The organism is Methanosarcina sp. DH1 (genome assembly GCF_020804205.1).
In the GTDB taxonomy this organism is placed as follows: domain Archaea; phylum Halobacteriota; class Methanosarcinia; order Methanosarcinales; family Methanosarcinaceae; genus Methanosarcina; species Methanosarcina vacuolata.
The window spans coordinates 18,056-44,748 of record NZ_WJBJ01000034.1; the positions used below are offsets into that span (position 1 = coordinate 18,056).

Annotated in this window: 20 protein-coding genes and 1 pseudogene; 14 read left to right on the top strand and 7 right to left on the bottom strand. The window is 38.9% G+C overall.

The genetic code is table 11. The annotated features are described in order from the left end of the window. Positions 1 to 47 precede the first annotated feature (47 nt). Positions 48 to 593, bottom strand: coding sequence for a helix-turn-helix domain-containing protein (locus tag FXW07_RS17935; protein ID WP_048122718.1), 546 nt, complete (start codon positions 591 to 593; stop codon positions 48 to 50). A gap of 601 nt (positions 594 to 1,194) precedes the next feature. Here FXW07_RS17935 and FXW07_RS17940 point away from each other — a divergent pair. From FXW07_RS17940 to FXW07_RS17965, 6 genes and pseudogenes are all read left to right on the top strand, one after another. Next, on the top strand, positions 1,195 to 1,887 hold the full coding sequence (locus tag FXW07_RS17940) for a DUF2162 family putative transporter (RefSeq protein WP_229396929.1): 693 nt from the start codon (positions 1,195 to 1,197) through the stop codon (positions 1,885 to 1,887). Further along, positions 1,884 to 2,507 (top strand): MotA/TolQ/ExbB proton channel family protein, encoded by a 624-nt coding sequence (locus tag FXW07_RS17945; RefSeq protein WP_229396932.1) that lies wholly within the window; start codon positions 1,884 to 1,886, stop codon positions 2,505 to 2,507. The genes FXW07_RS17940 and FXW07_RS17945 overlap by 4 nt, the downstream gene beginning before the upstream one ends. Positions 2,508 to 2,540: 33 nt before the next feature. Beyond that, positions 2,541 to 2,885 (top strand): annotated as a pseudogene (locus FXW07_RS17950) (DUF2149 domain-containing protein); the annotation flags it as partial. Positions 2,886 to 3,610: 725 nt separating this feature from the next. Next, positions 3,611 to 4,405 carry a DUF1638 domain-containing protein gene (locus FXW07_RS17955; RefSeq protein ID WP_229396934.1) on the top strand — a complete coding sequence of 265 codons (795 nt, stop codon included), beginning with the start codon at positions 3,611 to 3,613 and terminating at the stop codon, positions 4,403 to 4,405. Between the two features lie 422 nt (positions 4,406 to 4,827). Next, a complete protein-coding gene (locus FXW07_RS17960) occupies positions 4,828 to 5,037 on the top strand; it encodes a hypothetical protein (RefSeq protein WP_229396936.1) in 210 nt (69 codons plus the stop codon). A 787-nt stretch (positions 5,038 to 5,824) separates the two neighbouring features. Next, the gene (locus FXW07_RS17965) at positions 5,825 to 10,177 is read left to right on the top strand and encodes a cobaltochelatase subunit CobN (protein WP_229396938.1); all 4,353 of its coding nucleotides are present in this window, start codon (positions 5,825 to 5,827) and stop codon (positions 10,175 to 10,177) included. A gap of 180 nt (positions 10,178 to 10,357) precedes the next feature. Here the strand turns inward: FXW07_RS17965 and tsaA are convergent, their stop codons facing one another. Continuing rightward, on the bottom strand, positions 10,358 to 10,792 hold the full coding sequence (tsaA, locus tag FXW07_RS17970) for a tRNA (N6-threonylcarbamoyladenosine(37)-N6)-methyltransferase TrmO (protein ID WP_229396940.1): 435 nt from the start codon (positions 10,790 to 10,792) through the stop codon (positions 10,358 to 10,360). Further along, complete coding sequence (locus FXW07_RS17975) at positions 10,785 to 11,369, bottom strand: FmdE family protein (RefSeq protein ID WP_229396942.1); 585 nt, start codon at positions 11,367 to 11,369, stop codon at positions 10,785 to 10,787. The genes tsaA and FXW07_RS17975 overlap by 8 nt, the downstream gene beginning before the upstream one ends. Before the next feature lie 1,268 nt (positions 11,370 to 12,637). On the opposite strand from FXW07_RS17975, the gene FXW07_RS17980 reads away from it, so the two are divergent. The 6 genes from FXW07_RS17980 (at position 12,638) to dinB (ending at position 20,367) form a co-directional block, all read left to right on the top strand. Then, a complete protein-coding gene (locus FXW07_RS17980) occupies positions 12,638 to 13,429 on the top strand; it encodes a winged helix-turn-helix domain-containing protein (protein WP_229396944.1) in 792 nt (263 codons plus the stop codon). A gap of 78 nt (positions 13,430 to 13,507) precedes the next feature. After that, on the top strand, positions 13,508 to 14,431 hold the full coding sequence (locus tag FXW07_RS17985; RefSeq protein ID WP_229396946.1) for a ribose 1,5-bisphosphate isomerase: 924 nt from the start codon (positions 13,508 to 13,510) through the stop codon (positions 14,429 to 14,431). Positions 14,432 to 15,264: 833 nt separating this feature from the next. Then, positions 15,265 to 16,497: an ABC transporter substrate-binding protein gene (locus tag FXW07_RS17990; RefSeq protein WP_229396948.1), complete on the top strand. Its 1,233-nt coding sequence runs from the start codon at positions 15,265 to 15,267 to the stop codon at positions 16,495 to 16,497. Beyond that, the gene (locus tag FXW07_RS17995) at positions 16,494 to 17,189 is read left to right on the top strand and encodes a GTP-binding protein (protein ID WP_048122698.1); all 696 of its coding nucleotides are present in this window, start codon (positions 16,494 to 16,496) and stop codon (positions 17,187 to 17,189) included. The genes FXW07_RS17990 and FXW07_RS17995 overlap by 4 nt, the downstream gene beginning before the upstream one ends. Positions 17,190 to 17,351: 162 nt before the next feature. After that, positions 17,352 to 18,365, top strand: coding sequence for an ABC transporter ATP-binding protein (locus tag FXW07_RS18000; RefSeq protein WP_229396950.1), 1,014 nt, complete (start codon positions 17,352 to 17,354; stop codon positions 18,363 to 18,365). 904 nt (positions 18,366 to 19,269) lie between these two features. Continuing rightward, positions 19,270 to 20,367, top strand: a complete 1,098-nt coding sequence (gene dinB / locus FXW07_RS18005) for a DNA polymerase IV (protein ID WP_229396952.1) — start codon at positions 19,270 to 19,272, stop codon at positions 20,365 to 20,367. A 131-nt stretch (positions 20,368 to 20,498) separates the two neighbouring features. On the opposite strand, the gene FXW07_RS18010 is transcribed toward dinB, so the two are convergent. Then, positions 20,499 to 22,403 carry a phosphoadenosine phosphosulfate reductase family protein gene (locus tag FXW07_RS18010; RefSeq protein WP_229396955.1) on the bottom strand — a complete coding sequence of 635 codons (1,905 nt, stop codon included), beginning with the start codon at positions 22,401 to 22,403 and terminating at the stop codon, positions 20,499 to 20,501. A gap of 3 nt (positions 22,404 to 22,406) precedes the next feature. On the opposite strand from FXW07_RS18010, the gene FXW07_RS18015 reads away from it, so the two are divergent. After that, positions 22,407 to 22,655, top strand: coding sequence for a hypothetical protein (locus tag FXW07_RS18015; protein WP_229396957.1), 249 nt, complete (start codon positions 22,407 to 22,409; stop codon positions 22,653 to 22,655). A gap of 127 nt (positions 22,656 to 22,782) precedes the next feature. On the opposite strand, the gene FXW07_RS18020 is transcribed toward FXW07_RS18015, so the two are convergent. Both FXW07_RS18020 and FXW07_RS18025 read right to left on the bottom strand, forming a co-directional pair. Then, a complete protein-coding gene (locus FXW07_RS18020; protein WP_229396959.1) occupies positions 22,783 to 23,475 on the bottom strand; it encodes an HAD family hydrolase in 693 nt (230 codons plus the stop codon). Positions 23,476 to 23,862: 387 nt separating this feature from the next. Beyond that, positions 23,863 to 24,300, bottom strand: a complete 438-nt coding sequence (locus FXW07_RS18025) for a GNAT family N-acetyltransferase (protein WP_229396961.1) — start codon at positions 24,298 to 24,300, stop codon at positions 23,863 to 23,865. 493 nt (positions 24,301 to 24,793) lie between these two features. Between FXW07_RS18025 and FXW07_RS18030 the strand changes: the two genes are divergently transcribed. Then, positions 24,794 to 25,081 (top strand): hypothetical protein, encoded by a 288-nt coding sequence (locus FXW07_RS18030; protein WP_229396963.1) that lies wholly within the window; start codon positions 24,794 to 24,796, stop codon positions 25,079 to 25,081. Positions 25,082 to 25,227: 146 nt separating this feature from the next. Here the strand turns inward: FXW07_RS18030 and FXW07_RS18035 are convergent, their stop codons facing one another. Further along, the gene (locus FXW07_RS18035; RefSeq protein WP_229396964.1) at positions 25,228 to 26,565 is read right to left on the bottom strand and encodes a YncE family protein; all 1,338 of its coding nucleotides are present in this window, start codon (positions 26,563 to 26,565) and stop codon (positions 25,228 to 25,230) included. Between the last annotated feature and the right edge of the window lie 128 nt (positions 26,566 to 26,693).

Below are 26,693 nucleotides of genomic sequence, written 5' to 3' on the forward strand. Positions count from 1 at the left end.
TCAGTGAACAGATATAAGCGTCTAAGGAGGTAAGCGGTGTGGGCTGTTTACCTTCTGATACTTACCAGTAATCTTTTTTTCGTTACGGGCACTAGCTTTTTCCACTCGACTACAGCATCGTCGTAAAACTCATATTCGTCTACAGTCTTATCCGAAAATTTGCCATCCACCTCATATATATAAAATCCTTCTTCCCCATCCGTAGAGATGACCTTGACTCTGTTCCCCATTTTCTTAACTTCCACGGCAGCCACGCTTTTCAGGGCATCAAGCAGAGTCGTTCCCTGTTCAACCTCCAGTCTCCTGTTTTCTGCAAAGTGGTCCAGGAAAGAATAGATGTTGTTCAGTTTGATGCCTATCATATGAGTATTTCCGAACTTTTTTCGTTCTATAAGATCAGCTTTTTCTAATATTTTGACATGTTTGGCAGCCACAGGCACAGAAATACCTATTTCTCTTGCCAGACCGGATATATGCATATCTCCTTCACTCAGGTGTTCGAGAATTGAGAGGCGTGTATCGCTAGAAATAGCTTTGAAAAGGTTTTCTCTACCGCCGTTCATTCCAGAACTCCTCATAACATTTACTACCATGATGAACTCTATTTTATCTCAAATACTTATAATTATTGCTTTTATTAGAACAAGTAAAGTAAACTATTAGATCTTTTCATTGCCTTTTTTATATTTAATTTTAACAAATTTACTTTAATTACGGATTTTTCTTTTCTTTTTTCTATATTGCTGCCTGGTAAGTAAAGTAAATTTCAACATAATATTTGTTAAGTTTTAATTCTAATGTATGACTAACGTTAATTGATACCGTTTTAAAAAAAAGAAACTATTTTACTATTTTATTGTAGTATTCTGTAATTATGTTACGATTCAGGTGCCATAACTAAGTCAAATAATCTCGATTTTGGTTACAGGGACCTGTCTAATAAGGGATTCATAGTAACTTTACTATTTAATTATTTTACTCTTTTATTCTCTTACTATCTTACTATCTTAACTTCTCCACATGTTCCGATTTTAACTTGTGTAATTATTTCGATCTCTCCGGCAGAAAAAAGGGTGTAGACAAACTTTTAGTATAAAATATACACTCAATGAGCCCTTGTTATCCAAAAAGATAACGAATATTACCCAAAAACCAGTTTTTATTTAATTTTACTATAGATGCTCAGAAGGTATTATGGACTCTACGGCATTAACTGTGATTGGGATTTTGATAGGTATCCTTGTCTTTGGAATTAAATCTGGAATAGGATGCGGATTTTCAAACATAAGTACAAAAGAAATTTTTGCAATTGGAGGCAGTTATTTACTTCTGGCCCTTTTATTCGGAGGCGTTGCCGACCACATAAGCCTGGAATCTTTTGAGAAGTTTTTTTCAATGGGCATGGGAATCCATGTACTTGTTTCCTTTCTCCTTATAGTGATAGGAATTTACACCCAGAAAAAGTGGAATTCAGGAAAAGATGTTTCAAGACACACTTTCCTCGCTATATCCATACCCTGCCCGGTCTGCCTGGCAGCTCTTGCAGTCTCCTGCATACTGCTTTCAGAAAGTCTTAACCTTTCCGGGATAAAAGTAGGACTTCTTGTTGGAGTTGCTTTTTTTATAGCAGTGGTGGCTTCTTCTTTTCTTTTCAGGCTTGGAAAGGTCCGGTTTGGAAAAACCCCTGAAACTATGGGCAGCGCAATGATGCTGATAGGGATTTATTATCTGTTAGGGGCTCTGCTTATCCCTGCTTATATACAAACAAAAAAGATGAACCTTGTTTCAACCGGAGGAGGAGAAACAGGAATTATGCCTCTTATGGCTTTTGGAGTCATTGTCCTTGCAGGTTTTTTCCTGGAACGTATAAGGAGGCATGATCTTTGAGCCTTATGAATTTATTATCCAATATGATGAACGTCTTCTCAACGGCTTTGCTAATTCCTGTAATGTTTCTTCTCACTATTCTGGTATTTGTTTCCTTGATTCAATTAGGAGAATTCCTTTCCGAATATACAAAAAGGCGTAGGGACTGGAATAATCTAGAGACTAACTGCAAAAAAATTGAGTGCGAGCTTCAGAATTCGAATTTTTCGGAAGCATCCATAGCTCTTGAAAACATCAAACAAAATTACATGGTCACTTCTTTTGCACGAGATGCTGCAAAATACCTGAAAGAGCGACATTTTCCTGCAATTGAGAGGCTTTCGCAGGAATATGAAATCAAGATGGCAAAGCGCCTTGAACATACAAAGATAACTTCAACTATCGGTCCCATGCTTGGCCTTATGGGAACACTTATTCCATTAGGCCCTGCTCTGATAGGGCTTTCGAAAGGAGACCTTGAGACCCTTGCGCAAAACCTGATGATTGCTTTTGCGACAACGGTTGTGGGGCTTTTTGCGGCCGGGATAGGCTATGTACTTACACAGGTCAGACGGCGATGGTACTGGGAAGATATGTCGGATATCGATTATATCCTGGATACGATTGAGGAAAAGAACTGAAGCTAAGTGTCTCTTAATAATGAGGAAGAACTCATGCGAAAATCCAGAAGATACAGGCGGACAGGACTTTTAAAAGATGAAGATGAACAAAGCCCTATGACCAGCGTTGCCAATGTTTTTGATGTTGCAATGGTCTTTTCCGTAGCTCTGTTGGTTGCACTTGTTATGTCATATCACCTCCCTGAACTTCTAAGTTCCAATGAGGATTTCACTATTGTCAAAAATCCAGGATCTCAGGATATGAAGATTGTCATCAAAGAAGAAGGCAAACCCATTGAAGTCATGAACATGACCGATAACATAGGAGGGGGGACTGGAGAGGCTCTTGGAACGGCTTACAGGCTCGCCGACGGCAGGGTAATTTACGTACCTGACAATGGTAATGGTACATCTTCTTCGTCAGGTGCATCCACTTCGTCAGGTACATCTTCTTCATCAGGTACAGCAACTTCACCAGGTACAGCAACTTCAACTAAAATAATTCCAGTCAAATCTACTTCAGATTGATTAGCCTGAAAGTGCTGTTAACCTCAGACATTTATTAGTTTTATAAGTTTCTGGTTTTAAAATAAATAGCCAGAATCTGGAACGTTCAGTTTTATTTTTAAAGCTTAATGGCTGTTTCCCTGTAGGTTTCTGAAAAGTTCCTAAGTTAGAACTTTTAGACTGAAATAGTCTGGTGAGCTAGATATCCTGAGTATTCTTTCACCTGGGATGTTTCGTGGCTCATTATCGATTGGCAGGGGATGAAAATGCAAGAAAAATTTATAATGATAGCGGTTTTAGTTCTATTGGTATTGACATCATTATCAACTATTCTGTATTGGTGGAACCTACCACTGGTACAGAAAAAAATGTTTTAAATTTATAGTGGAAACTCGGAGTAAAATAATTATTTACATGTTTTTTTCGGCCAACAAGTAGAAAATGGCTTATTTTAGATTTTTTGAATTCTCATTGAATTTGAGGGAGAGTTTTATGGTATTCCCGGACAAGGAAACACTGCAAATAACGGTACAGATAAATATATTTGCTTTCTGCTAAGAGTTATTAGCTCTTCCGATAAGGATATTCTTTAATAGTAAGGGATCAAACTTTTAGCCATGACAGTTCTGGGCATAGTTGGCTGCAGAATATTTGAGGATGAAATTACCAATGTGCTTGCAAACGACCCTGATATAGACAGGATCTACATCATAGAAAACGACGAAAACAAAGGTCTTCTGCACAAGCTTGAATCTGAAGGATGTAAACCAGTGGTCCTGCCCTTTTACAAAATCAGAGCAGATCTGAGATGTAGTAATAAATTCAGCGTTATTGTCCAGCTTCAGGGGATGGGACTCCATATAGATTCTGCCCGGCTTAAAAATGAAACGTATACAAACGTTGACCTAATGTCCAGGATAGTGGACGGAATTCTACTTTTTTACGGCTCCTGCGGGCAGGCATTTTCCAGGATACAAAGAGATTTTGCTCATACAATATGCCCTATAAAGCCACTGCAGGACAGGGGCACAGGTGAATCATTTAAACCTGTTGAAGACTGCATTGCAGCAGCTCTCGGAGGCAATTTTCATTATAGGGAAATCCTGAAAAGCCACAGTGATACCTTTTTCTTAACTCCTATGTGGGCTGTCAACTGGAAAACTGCATTCAGAGTTGGTGATGAATCACTTATGGGTTTTGAATTTTCTCCAGAATATCTTAGAGAACTCGGTTACCGAAAAGTTGCCAGAGTTAACACAAAACTGCCTTATGAATCGGATTTTGAGAAAAAAGTTGAAGAATTTGCACATGAATTCGGTTTCGAGGTCATAGAACTGGAAGGAAGCACTGAACTAGTACAAAAATCGTATAAACAGATGCAGAACCTGCTTCTCAGGCCGCTTAAGGTCTGAGTATATGTTTTTCTTGAAGACATTCTCAAGTTATTGAAATTCTCCCTTTATTGTGTCATTTTAAGATTACCAGTTTTAATTCTGAGACTGAATGTAATTCTTCATATTCTCCAACGGTGAGAATTTTTTTTCTTCTTCATTTACAGGACTATTTTTTATGAAGAAAATCATGGGTACAAAATATTAAAAAGTAGCCACTTTTTGGTTTACATATTTTTGAGCTTACATAATAGTTATCCATTGATCATCGGTTAAGGAATTTTCTTGCCTGAAAGCCTATCGATTTTGCATTAGAAGCCGGCCTTAAATTTTGGCCTATTTGCATGAAATCGACATCTAGTTACAGTTCATAATTTAGTAACATATTTGACAAATGTTGAGGAAATTGATGCAATTTATCACGAGTCCTCACTTAACCGAAGATGCATGGAGGCAAATTACTCCCGGAAGACTGCAGTTTTAAGGAGATAAAATGGCAAATTACTCCTGGAAAACTGCAGTTTAGAGAGACTAAAAATAGCAAATTATTCCCGGAAGACTGCAGCTTTAAGGAGGTAAAATGGCAAATTGCTCCTGGAAAACTACAGATTTACGGAGGTTTAAAATGGCGCCTCATAAGACAAATCAAGTAAATCTGATTTGTCTATAACTAAACTTACATCTATGTATATAAATATTTCGTATGCGTAAGGCACAGTTTGTATAAAATTTAAAGAACAACACAATTTAAACTGAAAACGTATATTGTATAAAAATAATATAATATATGACACTATATTATAATGACATATTATAATAAAAACAATGATTTGAAAATAAATAAGCAATTTCATTTATTGCAAAATTATCAATATATCATATCATAATGATTTTAAAAGAATTTCGTTGGTTTATGGACGAAAGAGTGTTGGATCTTCGCGATTTTGAGTGGGTAATTTACAGTTATATTCTAAATTTGACCTGCACATATAATATACGAAACGATTCTCATGGGAATCACATTTAATGTAGAGGATTATCTGTTTTGTGCAGTTACTACTTAACTGGAGAAGCATCTTCAACTCCTACAAAATAGAGAGGAATCATAATATATTACGTAAAACCTCCATCTAACCCGTTTTTACCCAAATAGCTAACAATTATGAGCCAAAAACTGTGTTTTATGTATCTTATTCCCTAATGCTCCGAATGTTGAATCTATCATACAGAGTGGCCACTCATTGGATTTAGGAAGTTTTTGATTGGACTGCATATTAGAATCAAGAGCTTCCGAGTTCATTTTTGATGTTTAATAGCTGTTTCTGTATTATTTCTAAGATTCATAATAATTCATAATAAAATTATTCTGTGGGCCAAGCATCCTGATTCTTTTTCTAACCGGGTGCTTCAGGGTTCATGATATATTGTTCTGGGGATAAGATGCGTACGGCACAAAGTAGATTATTGGTTTTATGTGCGGTAGTTCTTTTATTACTAGCACAGAACGTATCGGCTGATGAAAATCACGTAAATATTACTTTTATCTGTTACGATGGGAGCGCCCTTTCTGCAGCAGCGCAGTCCAATCCGTATAATGCAAGTATGAATGTAACGTATATTTCAGGATATTCCGATTTTAGCAATGTCACTTTTGAAAACCAGGATGTAATATTCACTTATATGCTCTGGTCGCAGTTCAAAGATATCGGTGACGATCTTGAAAGCGCTCACGAAAACGGGACTGCACTCATAGATATTACTTCCGTAATAGATACAGCATACATCAACACCTCAAGTTATGATCAGATTTTTTCCGGGACTACCCCGTATAATTCTACCGAAGAAAAATTCTTCTACAATATGGGTTCCAGAGGAGTCCTGAAGGAAAATACTGAGAACTTCCTTATATATCTCGCAAAAACTTATGGAGATAAACCCGAGCTTACGAAAGACTGGGTTTATGAAGATCCCATAGAATTCCCTGAAGCAGCGATTTACCACCCGGATGCTCGTTCTTCAACTAATGAATCTCAGCCAGACTGGTTTGAAAATACTACTGATTACCTTGAATGGTACTCTACCTCAACTAACTCAAATTCAACTAACTCAAATTCAACTAACTCAAATTCAACTAACTCAAATGAATCACGACATATTTACGACAAGAGCAAACCCACTATAGGGATATGGTTCCATGCTTCCGACTATACAGGTGACAACCTTAAAGTCATAGATGCTCTTATCCGTGATCTGGAAGGAAAAGGCTGCAACGTGATTGCAGGTTTTGATACTTTCAATGATATTCATAATTTTTACTTTGACGAAAATGGAGAACCTCTTGTCCAGTGCGTAATTTCTCTTAAGAGCTTCCGTTTGAATTATGATGACCCTGATAAAGGTGTGCAGGAGCTTGAAGACCTTGATGTGCCTGTCCTCACGGGATTGGTTGTTACAAACCCTGCTAATTCTACCGACATAGCTGATAGTAATAGAGGTATCCCCAGTGAAGAGGTTGTATACAAGACTCTGCTCCCGAGCATTGACGGGATTTTCGAGTACATTGTAATAGGAATTGATAATTATGATTCCGCAACAGGTGAAAGCAACTATGAACCACTGCCTTCTCAGATTGACTGGATGGCAAACAGGTCAATTAACTGGGCAAACCTGAAGTTAGAGGAAAACGAAGACAAGAAAGTAGCTGTCATCTATTACAACTATCCTTCAGGAAAGGATAACATCGTAGCAAATTATCTCAATTCCACCCAGAGCATGTTTGAACTCCTGAATGCAATGAATAAAAGCGGTTATGAGGTCTCCGGAATCCCGGAAAACAGTAGTAAGCTCATGGAGATGCTTCAGGCCCAGGGCATCAATGTTGGTTCCTGGGCTCCCGGAGTTCTGGATGGGATGGTGGAAAACAGGACTGAGTGGGGACTTCAACTCATACCTATGGATACCTATAAAGAGTGGTTTGAGTCTGAAATTCCGGAAAATCTGAGAGCCAATGTAACAGCCGAATGGGGTGAACCCTGGTCTGAAGATCTGCCTCAAAATAAGAGTGTTATGATCTATGAGAATGAAACCGGAAAATACATTGTGATTCCAACGGTGCGTTTCGGAAATGTCTGGCTCATGCCTCAGCCTGCCAGAGGAACAGGACAAAATAATGACACTCTTTACCACAGCAATGTTGTACCTCCCACACATCAGTACATAGCTTTCTATCTCTGGCTAAACCATGAATTCCAGCCTGATGCTCTTATTCATATGGGCACTCACGGTACGCATGAATGGCTCCCGGGCTCTACTTACGGCATGAACCGGACTTCAGACTGGTCTCCTCTTCTGCTGCAAGACATTCCTAATATCTATCCCTATATCGTTGCCAACGTGGGGGAAGGAATAACTGCGGAGTACAGAGGTAATGCTCTAATTATTGACCATTTGACTCCAACACTTGAACGCAGTGGGCTTTATGGAGATTTGCTAAACCTTTCAACTGATGTGGAGGGGTATTACGACCCCGGGATTTCTTCTCAAACAAGGGCAGGATACCAGAAGGCCATAGTAAATGAGATAATCGCACTCAACCTCAGTGTTGATCTGGGAATAGATAACGTAACTGTTCTTCAAGATTACAACGAAACGGAGTTTGAAGATTTCGTTAAAAATGTCCTTCACGAATACCTGGAAGATGTAGGAAATGAAAATATTCCATACGGTATGCATATTCTCAGCCATGTTCCTTCGACGAATATGACAGATCCTGAAAGTGATGAACTTACAGGAATGGTAAGGGCTATGCTTGGAGGAAGTTTTGAGGATAATATCACTGCTGCCTTCTACCCTGAATCTTCATATCCTCTCGGAATTCCATTGAATGATACAAAAGTTACCAAACTTGTCTGGGAAGTCGTAACCAATAATACGAGTGTTTCTAAGGCGCAGACTGCAGTTTATGGGAAAACTAACAGCACAGTTACACTTGATCTTGAACAGGGGCTGGATTATAAAGACAGGCTTCTTAACTGCGATGTGGAGATTGACAGAATTCTTTCGGCCCTGAACGGAGGCTTTATCCCACCAGGTTCAGGGCTGGATCCTATAATGAATCCGGATGCAGTACCTACAGGACGCAATTATTACAGCATAAATTCAAAGCTCTATCCTTCAGAAGCAACCTGGGAAGTTGGAAAAACTCTTGCAATCCAGTTGCTTGAAGACTACTATAGCGAACATGGAGAATATCCCAAAAAAGTTTCATTCTCAAGGTTCGGAGTGGAGTTTATTGCGGACCACGGAACTCTGGAAGCCGAAGTGCTTTACCTGCTTGGGGTAAAACCTGTCTGGGATGAGTACGGGTATGTAACCGGAGTTGAAGCTATCCCTGAAGAAGAACTATTGCCAAATTATGATACTTCAAAGCCTGGAAGGCCGCGTATTGATATTGTTTATACTACCGCAGGTATGAGGGATGCGTTCCCTGATAAGATCAAAATGATAGACAGTGCTGTGAAGCTTGCAAGCTCTCTTCCTGGCGTAAACTATCCAAACTACGTAAATCAGAGCTCCCTTACGCTCTATGATTCCCTGATATCTGAAGGGTATGACAATGAGACTGCAACAAAGCTCTCTACAATGCGCTGCTTTGCAGTAATGGACGGTACTTATGATATAGGGGTCTCAGATGCTATCAGTGCAAGCGGGTCATGGGATAATGAAGAAGATATTGCAAACGTATACCTGAACAAAATGGGATACGCTTATGGAGAAGATTACTGGGGAATACAGTGCAGAGAGCTCCTTGAAGGCAACCTGAAAAGCGTTGAGGCGTCGGTACATTCGTCCTCTTCAAACCTGTACGACTCCCTTGATAATGATGACCTTTTCCAGTACTTCGGCGGCATGAACCTGGCAACGAGGTATCTTAGCGGCAATACTCCGGAGATGTATATTTCGGACACAAGTAGCTCGGACGGAGCTCAGATGGTGGGAATGCAGGAGTACCTCAGCAAGGACTTGCGGGCTAGATATTTCAACGACAAATGGATCGAAGGAATGAAGACCTCCGGATACTCAGGCGGCAGTATGATGTCCGAATTTGTGGACAACCTATTTGGATGGGAGGTAAGTGACCCTGACCTTGTGGATGATACTGTCTGGCAAGATGTGTATGAAACCTATGTAAATGATCCTTCTATGAAAGAATGGTTCAAGCAGAACAACCCCAGTGCTTATCAGTCTATGACAGCTAGAATGCTTGAAGCAGTCAGGCATGATTACTGGACACCTTCAGAGGATGTTATCGAAAGCCTTGCAAAGGATTATGAAGAATCTGTGGCCGAGAACGGTGCTTCGTGTTGTCATCACACCTGTGGAAATCCTCTTCTTCATGAGTTTGTAAGTGGAAAAGTATCTGTTCCGGGCTACTCCGAGCAAATAGAAGCTGCAACCAAAGCTGAAACTCTGGATACAACAGAAAAGACCCAGAACAGTAGCAGTGGTAGTCATCACAGTCATAATACTGGAAATGCTACCGTAAAAGCCAGTTCATCCAGCAACCAGACGTCTCAGGATTCGAACGGAGGATATGGTACAGATACTTCCGAACCTGACCCTGGAGTTCAGAAATCCTCAGATACTGATTATGTTGAAGGGTACGAGATGCAGAAAGATTCTACCGAAGAACCTGATAATAGTGGGCTCTCGTTTTCGGGCTCGGATATTATCGGAATTCTCTTTGTAGTGGTAGCTGCCGGTGGAATTTACCTGGGCATGAGGAAGAGATAAACACAGAAAAATGGAATTAAATGGAATTAAATGAAATTAAATAAATGGAAAAAAGGAATAAAATTCAAAAAGGGTTAATTCCCTTTTCTTTTTTCTTAAAAAAAGACTTTTTATGTTTTGATTTTTGATATTATTGATTTTCATCACTAGGTTTGTTTTTTCAGCACTAATTTTGTTTTTTCAGTCCGTTGCGTCCTCGTCTTTTTCTTCAGTCTCTTTTATGTAGGGCTTAATATCCAGCACAGGTGTCCCATTAATTGCATCAAGCCCTTTTACATGGAGCACATTACCCTCCACTTTCAAAAGCTCTACAATGGTAAGCCCTATCCCGTTAGGGCGATAAGGGCTCCGGCTGGCAAAGACTCCTGAGATTTCCCCGTCATAATGGCGGCGGTGGATGAGCTTATATCCTTTCGATTTGCTGAAATAAAACAGAATGTACAGTTTTTCAAAGTCTTCTATTCTGTAAAGACCCTCTGTAAACTCTTTCTTGAGGGCTATCTTTGAGACTTTATTGTATACCTCTTCATTGTATACCGGTTCAAGGTAGTCGTTTTCAACGTAGCCTACAGGGACCATTTCAATTCTTTCGGAAGCCTCAGGAATTTCATTCATCTTTTGCCTCAAAACATGGAATGCAAACTATTTTTCCATTTTTAACCCTTCCCATAGGCTCCATGAAACCTTCTCCACATTTACTGCAGACCAGGGTGGGGTAAATTATGGCTTTTTCCGGCGGCTCGGTTTCAACTTCTCTAACCCAGAAAAGCTCTTCTTCAGGCATTTCCAGTATTCTCTGGCTTTTTGCATCATGAGAGGCCCGAAACTCTTTTGCCTCTTCTGGGCTTGCAGTGCCTGCCCTTAATTTTGCGAAGAGTTCGGTGTGCTTTTCGTCCGTGGGGAGAGCATCGGGTTTCAGGGAAATCCTCAGAGCTTTATTATCGCCTCTTTTGAAGTATGTGTAAACATGTTTCCCATGATCCTTGAAAATTAGATTCCCTTTCCCACAGGTGCACCCGTTTATTGCCTGAATGGCATCCACGGCGCAGGACCGGTTTTCTACAATTGCGACCAGTTCTTCATCTTTGCTGCGGTCTTTGAAGTGGTTGGCGGCAAGTGTTGCTACTCTGTAGCCAATGGAAAGTCCGGGGCAGACATGTCCATGAAACTGTACTGCAGTATTGAAATCCAAGTTTTTGACTCCTGATGTTTTTAGCTCTTAGTTTTACTGATTTCCACGTTAGATTGTCACGTTAGAAATGATTAACTTTAATGAACTAGTTCCATATTATTTAGGTATTATTTATATGTTTTTTGTTTAATTAATATTACAAAAAAAATTTCTCGTAATAAGAGAAGGCCTGCTTTCGAGATTTCAAAAATAAGAATATTCACTCTGCACTATTTCTGAAGTTTTACTCATGGAATAACAGAAAGGCCGAACTCTGGTTTAAGAGTTTTATTTATTAAAATCTTGAAGGAAAATAGAGATCTGGTCTGGGATCACTAATTTATATTTATACACAGGACTCCGCTCACTTTATATAGTATAAATCTAGAGTAATCAACCTTATCTCGAGAATATTATGAAAAATGTCTGATAACATCCTTTTTTATATAAAAACCCCATGAATAATTATTAAAATTGGGAGCCTTGTTTGCCACCTCTGATAGGCTCCCAATTATGTGATTCAACCCCTACGATTAAGAGAAAAACCCCTTAACTCTTAATCGTTGACTTTCTCTTTATGTTATAGAGGTATATAACCTATACGACTTTAAAATTTGCGTTGCATTAAATTATTTAGTCTCCTTGAAATCACAATCGTTAGACTTAATGGAATTTTCAATCATTAAATATATTTTATATATGTTAAAGTTTTACAAAAAGTGACGAAATTGCTTTAAAACCAAAAAAAAGGCGAGATAGAATTAATTAACTAAAAAATTATATATACTGTCTATAAAATTCAATTTTCAGGTGAAAATAGATACAAAGTCTGGTTATAGAAACTAATTCATAATATATATATTTTAGAAATTAACATTCAATATAATTTTTTTCTACATATTAAACACTATTATAAATAAAAATTATGTGTTGAAAACTATATAGTGGCTTTCTACTAAATTACACGAGCAAAAGCGGGTTTAACTGAATTTAGTGAATTAATATTACATTATATGATTTTTTATATTTGCTTAAAAAAGTGATTTTACAAAACATGCGTTACTATTGAATAATATTGGAAAATAAAAGTTTTAGTAAAGATCGCAGAAACTCTCTTTTGTAATTTTAATTTGCTCAAAAAACTTACAATATCAGGATGAATAAACATTTATTTTAATATCAGGTTCCTGTTAACAATTGAGGCTTTCAGTAGAAGTACAGTTGAAAAATAGAGGACAGTTAAAAAATGAGGAAGATATTTATTAAATATCTGTATATATAATAAAATCATGAACAGCCCGCTTCTAGAATTGATTTTCCTTTCCGAAAAAAGGAAAGATCTTCTTTTATTTTTGAAGGATGGGCCCAAAACGATTTCCGAGATCAAAGAAAACCTGAATGTAGGTCTGGTGGCAATTCTCCCTCAATTAAAAAAACTGAGGGAAAACTCCTTGATTTCAAAGACAGGTGATATCTACAGCTTAGCTCCTCTCGGGATAGCAGTAGTTGGCAAAATGAAGCCAATGACGGATGTCTTAACTGTCTTCGGAAGCAAATATGAATATTGGGCAAACCATGCAGTTGAGTCCATACCCGACCCTCTGCGGGAAAGAATAGGAGAGCTGGCTAACTGCACGTTTTCCGAACCTCCCGATAGGACGCGCCTCTTTGAGCCTCACAAAGAATTTGTGGAAAACCTTATGAAATCAAAAAAAATAAGCGGTATTGCCTCGGTTTTTCACCCTTTTTATCCATCTCTATTCCTTACTTTCGCAAAAAAGGGAGTTAACATTTCTATTCTCGTAACTTGCCCGATTTATGAGAGAATAAAAGAAGAATATGGTCCTGAATTAAGTGAATTCCTTAAATTCGAAAATGCAAGTTTCTACGTTTGCAGCAAAAAAATCGACCTTGCCTATGCAGTTACCGACAGGTTCCTTTCTCTCACCTTACCTTTTTCAGACGGCACTTATGACCATATAGAAGATGTCCTGTGTTTTGAACCTCAGGCTATACAGTGGGGAGAAGATCTTTTTGCTTATTACAGGAAGATCTCGGATAAACTTACTGAAATTCACTGAAATCTGAATTACTTTCAGGTCAGTTCCCGGAACAGCCGGAAGATAGTTATAAATTGGACCCTTGCCATCCCTTATACCATGCAAAAAGTTCAGGAAACCGCAGAAAAAATCCGGACAATGGAGATCCGGGGTGCAGGCAGGATTGCAAAAGCCGCTGCTGAAGCTATCAGAAATTATGCCACAGAGCTGGACGCAGCTTCAATGGAAGAATTCAGTGCCAGAATAAAGGAAGTCTCTAATCTTCTCATCAGTACCCGCCCAACAGCTGTTTCCCTCCCGAATGCCGTGAAACTCTCATCAAAGTATTCTTCAGCAAATGTGGAGGAAGCAAGGCAGGAAATTATTAAAAATTCAAACCTCTTTATTGAGATAGCTGACAAAGCCCTTGAAAAAATCGGAAAAATTGGGTCGAGAAGAATTCGGAACGGGGATGTTATAATGACCCACTGCAATTCCCATGCTGCCCTTTCGATCATCACAACAGCGTTTGAAGACGGAAAGGATATTTCGGTAATTGCTACTGAAAGCCGTCCCAGGCGCCAGGGCTTATTGACAATTCGCCACCTTAATGATTTTGGAATTCCCACAACCCTGATTGTAGATTCTGCGGTGCGTTACTACATGAAAGACGTGGATAAGGTTGTTGTCGGGGCTGATGCTATTGCAGCTAATGGCGCACTGGTAAACAAAATTGGGACATCACAGCTTGCGCTTGCAGCTCATGAGGCCAGAAAAAGTTTTATGGTCGCTGCCGAGACCTTCAAGTTTAGCCCGAGCACGATTGTAGGAAACCCCATAGAAATCGAAGAAAGGTCTGTAGACGAGGTAGTCGATCCTATAGTCCTGAAAGAGCTTTCTCATGTGCAGGTAAGAAATCCTGCTTTTGACTTCACGCCTGCCGAATACATTGATATGATCGTAACTGATATTGGAATTATCCCGCCTGAAATGGCATATACCGTTATAAAAGAACATCTTGGCTGGGAGCTTGGGGATTTATAATTCGGGTGATGGTATACTGATCAAATTTGACCCCGTTGATTAGCGTCCAAATATCAGTGTTTTTCATATGTTTTGAAATCAAATAATGAAGAATTTATTCATGGAATCCTTTGCGTTATGCGAACGAAAGTGTTTATTTCTTAAGGGTTGACAGCGGATATTAATATGCAAGAGGAACAATTCAGCAATGCATATGTTAGGGTAGTTGCGACACTTTTTAATTTATTATGGGACAACCAAAATTTATATTAATTTTCATTGGTCATCGGTTAGCATAAAATCCCATCTCTTGCATACGTTTTTAGAATACTATTATAGACAGCAATGCTGACACTGGTCATTAGCAGAAGAATCTATTCTCGTGTAAGAAACTAAATCGCTTCTCCTTCAACCGCTTCTCCTGAAAAGATGGCGAAATATACACAAATGTATTGGAGTATTGGATTGTTGAAGTCTTAAGATATCGAATATTGATTTTACTGAATGCCGGATTCTTCTTGTTAAGTCAGATTTTCAATCAAGATATGTAAAAATCACTGGATTTTGGCACAGAGTCAAAAATCGGAATGTGAAATGGAACAGGCGATGAGCTAATTTGTGAATCTTATCGGAATATTACTTCCGAGATAGTAATATTTATATGTTTGTATCTTTATTGAAATAATTGATATTCCACAAAACAGAACAAAAAATAAAGACTGGTATAAATGTGGAATTGATAATATTTGATAACGTAAGTTTTTCCTTAAGAGAAACATCATCATTAAAAATTTTAATTTTAATGTCATGAAGGGAGATAAGATATTACTCAAAAACATATCCGGTGGAATGATATGAAAGCAATTGATGAAACAATGAGTATATACCAGATCTTAAGTGAATATCCTTTTTTGCTAAAAATATTTAAACAGCATGGGATGGAGAAATTTGAAAATAAGGAAGTTCTCGAAAAACTTGGCCCTTTACTAAAATTGAAAACAGCTCTATCAATGGTATCAGTGAATAAAGACTCTTTTATTGAGCTCCTGAATCAGGCTGTTGTGGCCAATGAAACAAAAGGAGATTTTACCCTTGCAGATTCTCCGGAACGACAAAAAGAGCTGACCCTTCTTGCCCTTTTGCCATGCGGCATGAAGATGCCCTTTAACCGTGCATTTGATGACTTTTCAGCCGAATACAGCAGGCAAATAAATAATGTGCTCCATTCTCTTGTAGAAGGTAATGTCAATCATGAGATCTCATATTATGCATATATTGATCTGGTTACATCGATTGACGAACTGCCGGACATAATAGTCAGTTCTGATATTAACAGCTTTTACCATAGATCCTTCCAGGAGAATTTTCTCAATAAGGAATATTTTGTAACTCTCAATTCATCCCCAATGAACTGTGATTTTGAATCCATCGGTTTTGCGGATCCTCGCGGCCAGTTTACCATGATCTCTGCAAACCTTCTTGTTCTGGTTACAATAGATGAACTCATGAAGGATAACCCCAAACCGGAATCCTGGGAAAATATCTTAAAAGGTGGGTACCGGAACAGGGTTGTTATGCGGGGACAGGACGGCTTTTTCTGTAATGGAGTACTGCTCCCGTTCTACCGGCTATACGGTATGGAGGGAATTAAAAAACTTGCTTCGTCAGTATATACGGGAATCCATCCATCCGAGATGGTCAAAATGATAGACAGCAAAAAAGATGATGTACCTCCAATGTATATCATGCCTCTCTTCTTTGCTAAGAAAATTCAGGACAAATCCCGGATAACGATCAATATACCTTCAGAAGGAGCTATTGTAAGCCCTGTGCAGATGCTGGTGAAAAAAAGTGCAGTAGAACGGGTTAAGGAGATAACGGATTTTCTCTGTGGAAAAGAGTTTGGTAAAATCTCTGTCCGAGCCTTTTTCCCAACAACAAACCCCGACGTTGAGAATAATCTTAAAGGAATCAAACTCTATTGGCTGGGTTGGGACTTCCTGATGAATACTGACATAGGAGCACTTAAAAAAGAGGTTGAAGTGGTTTTCAATAAACATTTTTATGAGACCGGAGGCATGGTGTGAGGCTTGTTACGGTGGCAGGTCCTCCCTCATCAGGAAAAACCAGTATCATTATCAAGACCATCGAAGAGCTTAGACAAAAGGGTTTTACAATAGGTGTGGTAAAATTCGACTGTCTCTCGGCTCAGGATGAGGAACTTTATTCCGCTCACAATATTCCGGTCAAGACCGGCCTCTCCAGAGGGCTCTGTCCTGACCACTTTTTTGTAAGCAATATTGAAGAAGCTCTCAGGTGGGCCAAAGAGAAGAAGTTTGATTTTCTGATTACTGAAAGTGCCGGTCTTTGCAACCGTTGTTCTCCCCATATTAAGGATGTTCTGGCAATCTGTGTCATTGATAACCTGAGCGGTGTCAACACACCTAAAAAAATCGGCCCCATGTTAAAACTTGCAGACATCGTTGTTATTACTAAAGGGGATATCGTCTCCCAGGCAGAGCGTGAGGTCTTTGCATACAGGGTTAGACAGGTTAACCCCAGGGGAATGATAGTACAGATTAATGGCGTTACAGGACAGGGTAGTTTCTATCTTGCAAAGCTTGTGGAAAAAACCTCTACAATTGAAACCCTTCAGGGAGCTACACTTCGATTTACCATGCCCGCAGCTCTATGTTCATACTGTCTTGGAGAGCGAAAAATCGGGGATGACAGGCAGATTGGCGTTTCAAAGCTGGTAAATTTTAGAGGAGATGAATAAATTTCAGATGGGAAAAATAAATTTCAGATGGGATGAATAACTTTCAGATGAGAAGAATAACTTTCAGATGGGAAGAATAACTTTCAGATGGGATGAATAACTTTCAGATGGGAAGAATAAATTTCAGATGGAATGAATAAATTTCAGAGGAGAAGGAAGAGCTTGCGGACAGATTTGCTCCAAATGACGATTAATGAACTCAGGAAGATGATGCCCTGGATAGAGGACTATTTCTCTGCATTTGCAATTGATCCTGCACAGTTCGGGAGCAGGAAACTGGAAGAGCTGGGTTCGATACTTGGTGAAGATTATTTTATCGAGATGGAAAGCAGCTCTCTCGCCTTTATTGATGGTTTCTTTCTATTTATTGAGCAGGCAAGGGCTCTTCAACAGGGAAGCGGGTCCACAGTTGAATCCCTGACAGTGCTCTCTGGACGTAATAAGAATGGTGAAAAAGAAGCCTTTTCGGTAAATCTAAAAAAGGGTGAGGTTACAGCAATAGTCGGCCCGACAGGATCAGGCAAGTCACGTCTTCTGGCTGATATTGAATCTCTGGCTCAGGAGGACACTCCAACCGGCCGGAAAATACTGGTTAATGGCCGGGCTCCAGGTGACGAGGAGCGTTTCTCAACCGAGGGGCGTTTTATTGCGCAGCTTTCACAGAACATGAACTTTGTTATGGACCTAAGTGTCGAGGAGTTTCTGACCATGCATGCGGAGAGCCGTATGGTTGACGAGGTTTCTCGTATTGTTCAGAAAATATATGATACTGCAAACATCCTGGCAGGAGAGCCTTTCAGCAGGGAAACTCCTGTTACGGAGCTCTCAGGAGGACAATCCCGCGCTCTGATGATTGCAGATACAGCACTTCTCAGTCCGGCATCTGTTGTTTTGATCGATGAGATTGAGAATGCAGGCGTTGACAAGGTTAGATCTCTGGAGCTTCTGGTAAGTAATAATAAGATTGTTTTAATCAGTACTCATGACCCTCTTCTGGCTCTATCGGCAGATCAGCGGCTGGTCGTTCAAAATGGCGGGATTTCAAAACTTATAAAAACCACGCCGGATGAGAAAAAGTACCTGAAGAGCCTCGAAAAAATAGACCGAAAACTTACTCTTCTCCGAAATCAGTTGAGAATGGGTGAAGAGATCGATTTCGGCGATTTTCTGGTGTAACTTAATTTTGTCGGGATAAAAATTGCACAAGATTTCGTTATTCCTGTCATCCAATAACATTTTTAATAAGGTATGGAGAAAATCGTTTTGAGAAAGAATTGAGAAAGCGTATATATTGCGACTTAAAAATTAAAAATAAATCTGTATTAATGCCCTTTTGTTAGATTTCGGCTCCACAATACCTCAGATACTTTGACTGTACTGTTTTTACAATAATTTGTAAAAAACAAGATCGTTAGCTATGAGAAAATTGACTGCTGCCCAGAGAAATATTAAGAAGATTAAAAAGGAGCGAATGTGAATCACCTGGATATAAAAAAATAAAAAAGTTTAAAAATCCGTTTTTAACTATAGTTGTTTTATCCCAAAATAATTTCGCTTTTTGAATATTTTTTATTTTAATCATACATAATATACAGTTGACCCACTATTTTACTCCAATTTCGAACTTGTTTCATTTTACATGATTAGTCCACAATACCAAAATGGAATTTTACTTACTCCACGTTTAACTCTTTGCGTCGCCTGCTGTTGTATTGGGTATTAAACGTTTAAAGGATTTTGAATCTGCGAAATTATTTCAGGATACAACACCCTTTATTCTATATAAATAGTTTAACTCTCCCTATGTGCCTATATAGACACCTAAATTTTCATTTGTTTTTATAAATTTAAACTTGATTTTTTTGAACGTTGTGGGATTCGAGCCAAAATCATTGATTTTGTTGAGCACATGCCCACATATGATTCAAGAAGTTTTTCAATTATTGCAAAAATCACCTTATTTTTGAAAGAGATGGCGGAATGTGAGATTTAATGTAAAAACATCAAAATATAAGAGGACATCTTCATGATAGAGAGCTTGAGAGATAACTATACAAATCTTCCCAACCTATTTTTTTCGATGCAGCGTATCGTTCTCCATGTAGACATGGACTATTTTTTTGCAGCCATTGAAGAGCGGGAAAAACCTGACCTTCAGGGAAAAGCCATCGTAGTCTGCATGCTTTCCGGAAGAGGTGAGCTCAGTGGAGCTGTAAGTACCTGTAATTATACTGCACGAGAGTCAGGGATCAGGGCAGGAATGCCCTGTTCGAAGGCAAAAAAACTGAACCCTGAAGCTGTTTTCCTGCCTGCCCGAAAGGATTTTTATACTTCAGTCTCGGATCGGGTTATGGAAATTCTCAGGAGTTATGCGGATGTCAGGGAGACAGGGGAAGCGTTTGAACAGATAAGCATAGACGAAGCCTTCCTGGAAATTACCGAAAAAACAGGTGGAGATTTTAACCTTGCCTTTGAGATTGGAACCCAGATTAAGAATGAAGTAAAAGATAAAGAGAAACTGACCTGTTCGGTTGGGGTAGGCCCTAATAAACTTATTGCCAAGATGTCATCCTCTGTCCAGAAGCCAGATGGAATTACTGTTATAAGTCCGGATAAACTCGAAAACTTTCTCTGGCCTCTCAAGGTGTCCAAACTCTGGGGGATAGGAAATGTAACCGCAGGAAAACTGCAGGAAATGGGCATAGTCACAATAAAAGATCTTGCTGAACACGATGTTATTGACCTTATTTCAACTTTCGGGAAAACACGGGGGATCTGGCTTAAACAGGCTGCATCAGGCATCGATGATTCTCCCCTGAAAGAAAGGGACGGCTCCGAACAGATCGGGAGGATTGCAACCCTGCATGAAGATACTCTCGACGTTAATCTTATCTCTCAGCTACTTGACAGGCTGGCAGGGGATGTAATTTCAAAACTCGATTCAAGGGAACTTTCCTTCAGGACTGTAACGATTACGGTCATAAATTCAAAGTTCAGGATGTACACTAAAAGCCGTACACTAAACCACCCGGCTTATTCAAAGGAAACTCTGCTCGAGGTGACTCGCGAAATCCTTAATGAGTTCCTTTCGGAAAGCCGGACTGAGTTCAGGCGTGTAGGTGTAAGGGTAGGAGAACTTCAAAAAAGGATGGGCCAGAAAAGCCTTTTTGATTATTAGTTTCACCCTTTTTGAGATTATCAAATTTGCCTTTTTGAAGTTTTACATTTACCTCTATCTGAATTCTCACTTTTTCTTTTTGCAAAGTACTCCGTTTTAATTCATGTAAATGTAAGAGTTTATGGAAGAGTTCAAATAAATTTAACAAGCGGGCAGACTTCAATACATGCTCCGCAGTGAATGCAGTTTTCTTTAATCCTTACTTTCTTTTCTTTCATTTCAATTGCATTATGCTCACAGTGGCCCACGCAAACTCCGCACCCCTGGCAGAGCAAAGCCCTTCTTACCGAGAGCTCAACAATTCTCATAAGCTTTTTTAGCTCTTTTTCGTCCTCGCTTCTCCCATTAACATTCCCTGAGGCAAAAACCTGTGCCCTGGATTCTTTGAAAACGACGGACGCGGCTCCTTCTATGAAAGAAGCTTTTCCGATGGGTGAAAGCATCCCGCTTTCTTTAAGGGTTTCTATGTCAATTGCCTGCCCAAAGCTTCCGTCCGCAGATATTCCTCCTGCTTTGCAGGGCCTGTACCCTGTTGCTACTTCAAAATGAAGTTCTGTTGGGGCTTCCTGGGATGGGAGAAGAGAAATTCCTTTTTTCTCAGCAAGGTTCTGGAGAACACGAGGATACCGCTTATAGCGCCATAAACCGTACTTTACCCATTCAGGAGAAAGCCCCATTTTCTCGGCATAGGCAAGGAGATAGAAGTTCAGCTTTTTTGCAAGTTCGGGATGGCTTTCCTCAAGCTGGAAGAAATCTGCAAGAGAGGAAGACGGGCAGAGCCAGCACCCCATCCTGTCATATCCTTTTTCATAAGCCGGATTATAGGGAGCTTTTGTCCTGAAAAGGTAAAGCCAGACATGAAGAGCTGTCCATTCCTGTATAGGGGATGCTCCTACCTGATTTCCCACCCAGGGATTTTTCCAGACTTTCTTGCTGATTGAACGGGCATGGGATTCATACTGGCGCTGTCCTATGAAACTGAGGCACCCGCCTTCATAGTTCTCGTCAATTAACCTGGTGATCGGCCCGAGTTTGCAGATCTTGCAGCACCAGCGGGTATCCATGGTAGGAGGGCCAAAAACACTTATTGAGTTCCAGAAAGCGTCTCCTGCACTTGAGCTCCGTAGTTTTTTCCCATAGTGCTCTACAACCTGTTTGACGTTTTCAACGGTTTCCGGAAACTCAAGCCCGGTATCTGCAAATATAATCTCGTAATCGTCAAGACTTTCACTAACTAGCTGGAGCACAGCAAGGCTATCCTTTCCCCCGGAATAAGATACGCTTACTTTCATGTCCATGCTTCCTACGACATTTTTTATGAAAGCATGGGACCTTTCTATCATGCCGTCCAGAATTTTTTCGTTGGCTTTTACGGCATCTTCCCAGGTCTGCCCTCCAAAATTTTCTTTTTGAGGCTCTGGGTTTCCGCTCCAGCGAGGTTTTACTGCATGCCCGTGGTTTTCTTCACACATTTCCTTTCCTGTCATTCGGGCCCGCCCACAGCAGATTACTTCTCCTGCAGGGTTCAGTACAACTACCTCGTCTTCTTTTTGGATTTCAGGATCGGCATCAAGAACCCCGGGTGCCAGGACACTTGCTCCCTTTTCCAGGATAAAAGGTACAACTGCCTGATCGATAACAACCCATTTTTTCAGGGCTTTTCTATCCCTGCCCTGGAAAAGCCTTCTTGCCCCTTCGAGCCTGGGAAGCAGGACCCATTCGCAGCTCTCTATTTCAAATCTGAGAGACGCAAGCACTTCCCCGTCAACTATAATCTCATCCATACGGTCTTCATACGGAGCTTTATTTAGCACTACAAGGTGTCCTTCAGGTATAAGGGGCGCATTGAACTGTTTTTCCGAAACCGAGTTTATGCGTTTTATATCATAATCAAAAGCAGGGCGGATATCCCCTGGAGGGGTTACCTCAACCTTTTTTGTACTTTTACCGCATCCGCACTTTTTTCCTAGCACAGGCACATTACAGGCCTCACACCAGTGCAGAAGCATTTTTCCAAGATATGCTGGTCTGGACATGTCATGCAGATTGAGAGAGGTTCACCTTTAAAAGGCTTTGGCTCAAGCTTTTTAAAAAAAAGCTTGAGCAAAAATTCATTTAAAAAGTCCTGGATTTTTGTAAGCTCTTTAGAAAAAAGCTTGAGCAAAAATTCATTTAAAAAGTCCTGGATTTTTGTAAGCTCTTTAGAAAAAAGCTTGAGCAAAAATTCATTTAAAAAGTGTTGTATTTTCGTAAGCTCTTTAAAAAAGTGTAATCAAAAAGTTATTTAAAAAGTCTTGTATTTTCTTAAGCTCTTTAAAAAAAGTTTAATCAAAATTATATATTGGAATGCACTGTTTTTTCAAATGCTCTAACCTTTAAGCAGGGCTCAATAATCCAGGCTCAATAATCCAATGATTATGACACATTCTCGCATAATACATTGGCAAGTTCTTTCAATGAGATAATACTTTTAACATTTTTACTTATTAATATTTTGTTATTTCTATTAATCCATATACCTTTCATTCCAATTTTTTCACATGGTATTATATCATTTTCGATGGTGTCTCCAACATAAAAGCATTTTTCTGGTTCTTCACCATTTCTTTTACATGCAATTTCAAATATTTCCGTATGGGGTTTTGAAACATTAAATTCTCCTGCTACTACGATATCAACAAAGTAATGAGAAATTTTCATTTTATCTAGCTTTAGTTTTTGTTGCCCTGGATCGCCATTACTGATGATACCCATTTTTAGCTTTGAAAGTTTTCTCAAGCATGGTATTACATCATTAAAAGGTTTCCAGCTTAATTCATAATTGCGTAAATAGTAATCAAATACTTCAAGTGCTTCTTCACTTGACAGGTTGATATTTCGTTTTAAATAAAGTTCTTTAATTCGCTCTATTCGCTGCTCTTCAAAAGAGCATTTTTTGGCTAAATATTTTTCAAAGTGTTTGTCTGATAGTTTACACCAAATAGAATAAAATTCATCAAAACTCATATCAAAAAAATTTTTGTGGTTTTTGTAAAATAATTTGACCCCTGTAAATTCTGCACTTTTATGATCCAACAGAGTGCCATCTATGTCAAAGAAAACCATCATGCTTTTTCCTCAAACTCAATAATATGATAGTACGAAAATTTAGCAGGAATATCTTTGTATCAGTGTATCAGTAATACAATAGGAAAGATCTGTTTTCTTCAAGTCATAACTTCTGTTTAATAATTAGTTAAAATTTCCTGATAATTAGTCATTTGTCGTCGGTCAAGGAATGCCTGAAATATATCTATTTTGTACCCGAAACCTACTTTAAGTTTTGGACTATTTACATGAAATTGATTCTCTGTTCCAGCCTATAATAAAATTAAATATTTAACAACTGTTGAGGAACTGAAAGCAATTTCTCTTGATTTCTTAATTAACCGAAAACGCATATATGGGACTCTTTTAACAATAACGTCTTGACAAAATCTGTCTGAATGTTTCAGTTTAGTGTCTAGATTCTCTGAATTCAATATCCGGATAATCCGGAATATGCAAATCGGGTTTTTTACTAAGAAGAAAATGAGTTTCTGTATTTCCAATTTTTTCAAAACCAAGTTTGTTGTAAAAATTTTGAGCTATATAATTAACTTTTAACACTCTGAGATTTATTTCTGTTTTTGCCTTTTGAGCATCGGCAATAATATCTGAAATAATTAAAGTTCCTATTCCTTTATTCTTATATTCAGGCAATATTTGTATTTCATCAATAACAATGGATTTTTCACTTCGACTGAAAGCAACAATGCCAACATTTTTATCATTTACAACAATAATCTGGAATTCTATAGTTTGGAAATACCTGCTGAAAAACTCTCTTTGAAAATCTTCGTTCCAATTGCCCCATGTTTTTATTACATAATCTTCTATGTTAGCCTTATTCAAGTTATAAATGAAATTATAGTCCTCTTGTGTTGCTATCTTTAAAATATATATTTACTCACCCTTCCAATAAAATTTATTGATAATATCAAGCAATTGTTTCAGTCCATTACATCAGGAAAAGTGTTAATTTTTGTTCTTCTTCATTACAAAATAATCTTACTTGATAATATACTCTTCCACATCAACTTATATTTTCCATCTTAGATCTAAACGAATAAGTTATGCTTCTTTGAATATATTGCTGTGGCCGGTCTGCTGTGTGAGTATGTAAACGCAAGCAAAGCCATGTTTCAGACTATGCCATGAAAACATCAATCAGGTATTAGTGGACGACCATAATAGTAGACTGCTAATAATATTAGACTGCTAATAATATTAGACTGCTAATAATATTAGACTGCTATTAATTAGACTGGTTTCAGAATCGGCTCATGATATAGATATATACAAATGCAGAAATAATGGATATTGGAATGGATATTGGGGGAATATCATGGTAGTCATAAAAAAAATTAATTCAGCCGGATTCGGGAAAATTCTTACAATCTTTTATGGAACAATGGGTTTAGTTTTTGGGTTTTTTACAACAATAGCTGCTTTAATGGGAATTTCCATGACAAAAAAATTCGGGATTTTTTCCTTGATTTTCGGGAAATGGGCTGTACTCAGTCTACCTATATTTTATGGAGTGTCTGGATACTTCATAGGGCGTATTGCAGCTAGTTTATATAATACTATAGTGGGCTCGAAAAAAGGGTTCAAGGTGGAGGTTTTGCGTTAAAAATTGGTATTCATAGAGGAAAATATCAAAAAATTATTAAGAAGTGTTGTTTGTATAATTTTATTTTTCCTCTTTTTCCCAAGCATTCCTTGTCTTCAATGCAAGTTCAGTCCAATAAGTAACGAGATTAAACCCCATTTTGGCACTTACCTCTTACCGAACTTCCATCCTCCAAAAAGGCAGGCCAAGCCGCCCAATAATCCGAAACCTGGAGTAGAGTTATTTTTGCTCGATTCATTTTCACTTGAGCTATTACCATTATCATACTCTGAATTATTGTTCTTTGAATTATTGAGTTCAACAGCTTTTTTTTCTTCAAATGATAGGTTAGCTTCTTCGGCTTCTGTATCTTCACGTGAATTGGAAGCTACTCTTGTGCTTTGACCAGTAATATTAGAATCTATAAAAGGCCCAATGGCAACTCCAGCAGGATAGTTTATAGTATATTTCCCTGAATTCACAGTCGCTGTAACTTTGTTTGTATCTGTATCAATTACGGAGACATTGTCGCTTTCGGCGTTTGTCACATATACCTTTTTTCCGTTCGGCGTGACTGCAATTCCCATAGGTTGTATTCCTACAGGCACGGTGGCTATAACAGTGTTTGTTGCTGTATCAATTACGGATACGTTGTTGCTCTGCCAATCTGCCACGTATACCTTTGTTCCGTCCGGTGTGACTGCAATTCCCATAGGTTGTATTCCTACAGGCACTGTGGCTGTAACGGTGTTTGTTTCTGTATTGATTACTGATATGTCGTTGCTGCCTGTATTGGTTACATACACCTGATTCCCGTCAGGACTGACTGCAATATCAGAAGGATGGTCTCCTACAGGCACCGTGACCGTAATTTTGTTTGTGTCCGCATCGATTACAGAAGTAGTGTTGTTGCGGCTGTTCACAGCATAGATTTTTTTTCCATATGGAGCGATTGCAACGTTAACAGTACTTATTCCGATATTAATCATGGCCGTTACGCTATTCGTTGCCGTGTCAATTACTGAGATATTGTTGCTGTCATTATCCGCCGCACTGTAACGATTTGTCACATAAACCCTTGTTCCTGCAGGGTTGACTGCAACTCCCCAGGGATAACTTCCTCCTGTATTCACTGTGGCACTAACCGTATTTGTGGCTGTGTCAATTACTGAGACGGTGGGGTCAAATCCGGTTGCTACGTATACTTTTGTTCCTGCAGGGTTGACTGAAACACCTGCCGGCCAGCCGCCCACAGGCACCACGGCTGTAACATTGTCAGTTGCTGTGTCAATTACAAAAACAGTTCCAGTGTCGACCCCCAAACTCGTAACATATGCAAATGGAGCTGCACCTGCTACGCTCACCAGTATTGAAATCGTAAGTAACGTTATTCCAAAAGCTATTAGGAAAGTATCTTTTCTGCGTGCTTTATTAGACATTACCACAGATGAGGGTGGAACCGGAAAAGTAGCAATCGACGTTGTTGATATAGTTTTACCTTTCATATTTTATCCTCAAAAGCTGTTTGTCTTTCGCCATAGCGCTGTTTAGCGATGTTACAAAAAATTTGGAGATTTCAATAAATATATATAAAATAGTGAGAATTTTGATAAACCTCACTTTTTGGCTGGCT

Excerpts from the sequence above, each read along its gene's own strand:
- FXW07_RS17935 (WP_048122718.1), bottom strand. The coding sequence starts at position 593 with ATGGTAGTAAATGTTATGAGGAGTTCTGGAATGAACGGCGGTAGAGAA.
- FXW07_RS17940 (WP_229396929.1), top strand. The coding sequence starts at position 1,195 with ATGGACTCTACGGCATTAACTGTGATTGGGATTTTGATAGGTATCCTT.
- FXW07_RS17955 (WP_229396934.1), top strand. The coding sequence starts at position 3,611 with ATGACAGTTCTGGGCATAGTTGGCTGCAGAATATTTGAGGATGAAATT.
- FXW07_RS17960 (WP_229396936.1), top strand. The coding sequence starts at position 4,828 with ATGCATGGAGGCAAATTACTCCCGGAAGACTGCAGTTTTAAGGAGATA.
- FXW07_RS17965 (WP_229396938.1), top strand. The coding sequence starts at position 5,825 with ATGCGTACGGCACAAAGTAGATTATTGGTTTTATGTGCGGTAGTTCTT.
- tsaA (WP_229396940.1), bottom strand. The coding sequence starts at position 10,792 with ATGAATGAAATTCCTGAGGCTTCCGAAAGAATTGAAATGGTCCCTGTA.
- FXW07_RS17980 (WP_229396944.1), top strand. The coding sequence starts at position 12,638 with ATGAACAGCCCGCTTCTAGAATTGATTTTCCTTTCCGAAAAAAGGAAA.
- FXW07_RS17985 (WP_229396946.1), top strand. The coding sequence starts at position 13,508 with ATGCAAAAAGTTCAGGAAACCGCAGAAAAAATCCGGACAATGGAGATC.
- FXW07_RS17990 (WP_229396948.1), top strand. The coding sequence starts at position 15,265 with ATGAAAGCAATTGATGAAACAATGAGTATATACCAGATCTTAAGTGAA.
- dinB (WP_229396952.1), top strand. The coding sequence starts at position 19,270 with ATGCAGCGTATCGTTCTCCATGTAGACATGGACTATTTTTTTGCAGCC.
- FXW07_RS18010 (WP_229396955.1), bottom strand. The coding sequence starts at position 22,403 with ATGTCCAGACCAGCATATCTTGGAAAAATGCTTCTGCACTGGTGTGAG.
- FXW07_RS18015 (WP_229396957.1), top strand. The coding sequence starts at position 22,407 with ATGCAGATTGAGAGAGGTTCACCTTTAAAAGGCTTTGGCTCAAGCTTT.
- FXW07_RS18020 (WP_229396959.1), bottom strand. The coding sequence starts at position 23,475 with ATGATGGTTTTCTTTGACATAGATGGCACTCTGTTGGATCATAAAAGT.
- FXW07_RS18030 (WP_229396963.1), top strand. The coding sequence starts at position 24,794 with ATGGTAGTCATAAAAAAAATTAATTCAGCCGGATTCGGGAAAATTCTT.
- FXW07_RS18035 (WP_229396964.1), bottom strand. The coding sequence starts at position 26,565 with ATGAAAGGTAAAACTATATCAACAACGTCGATTGCTACTTTTCCGGTT.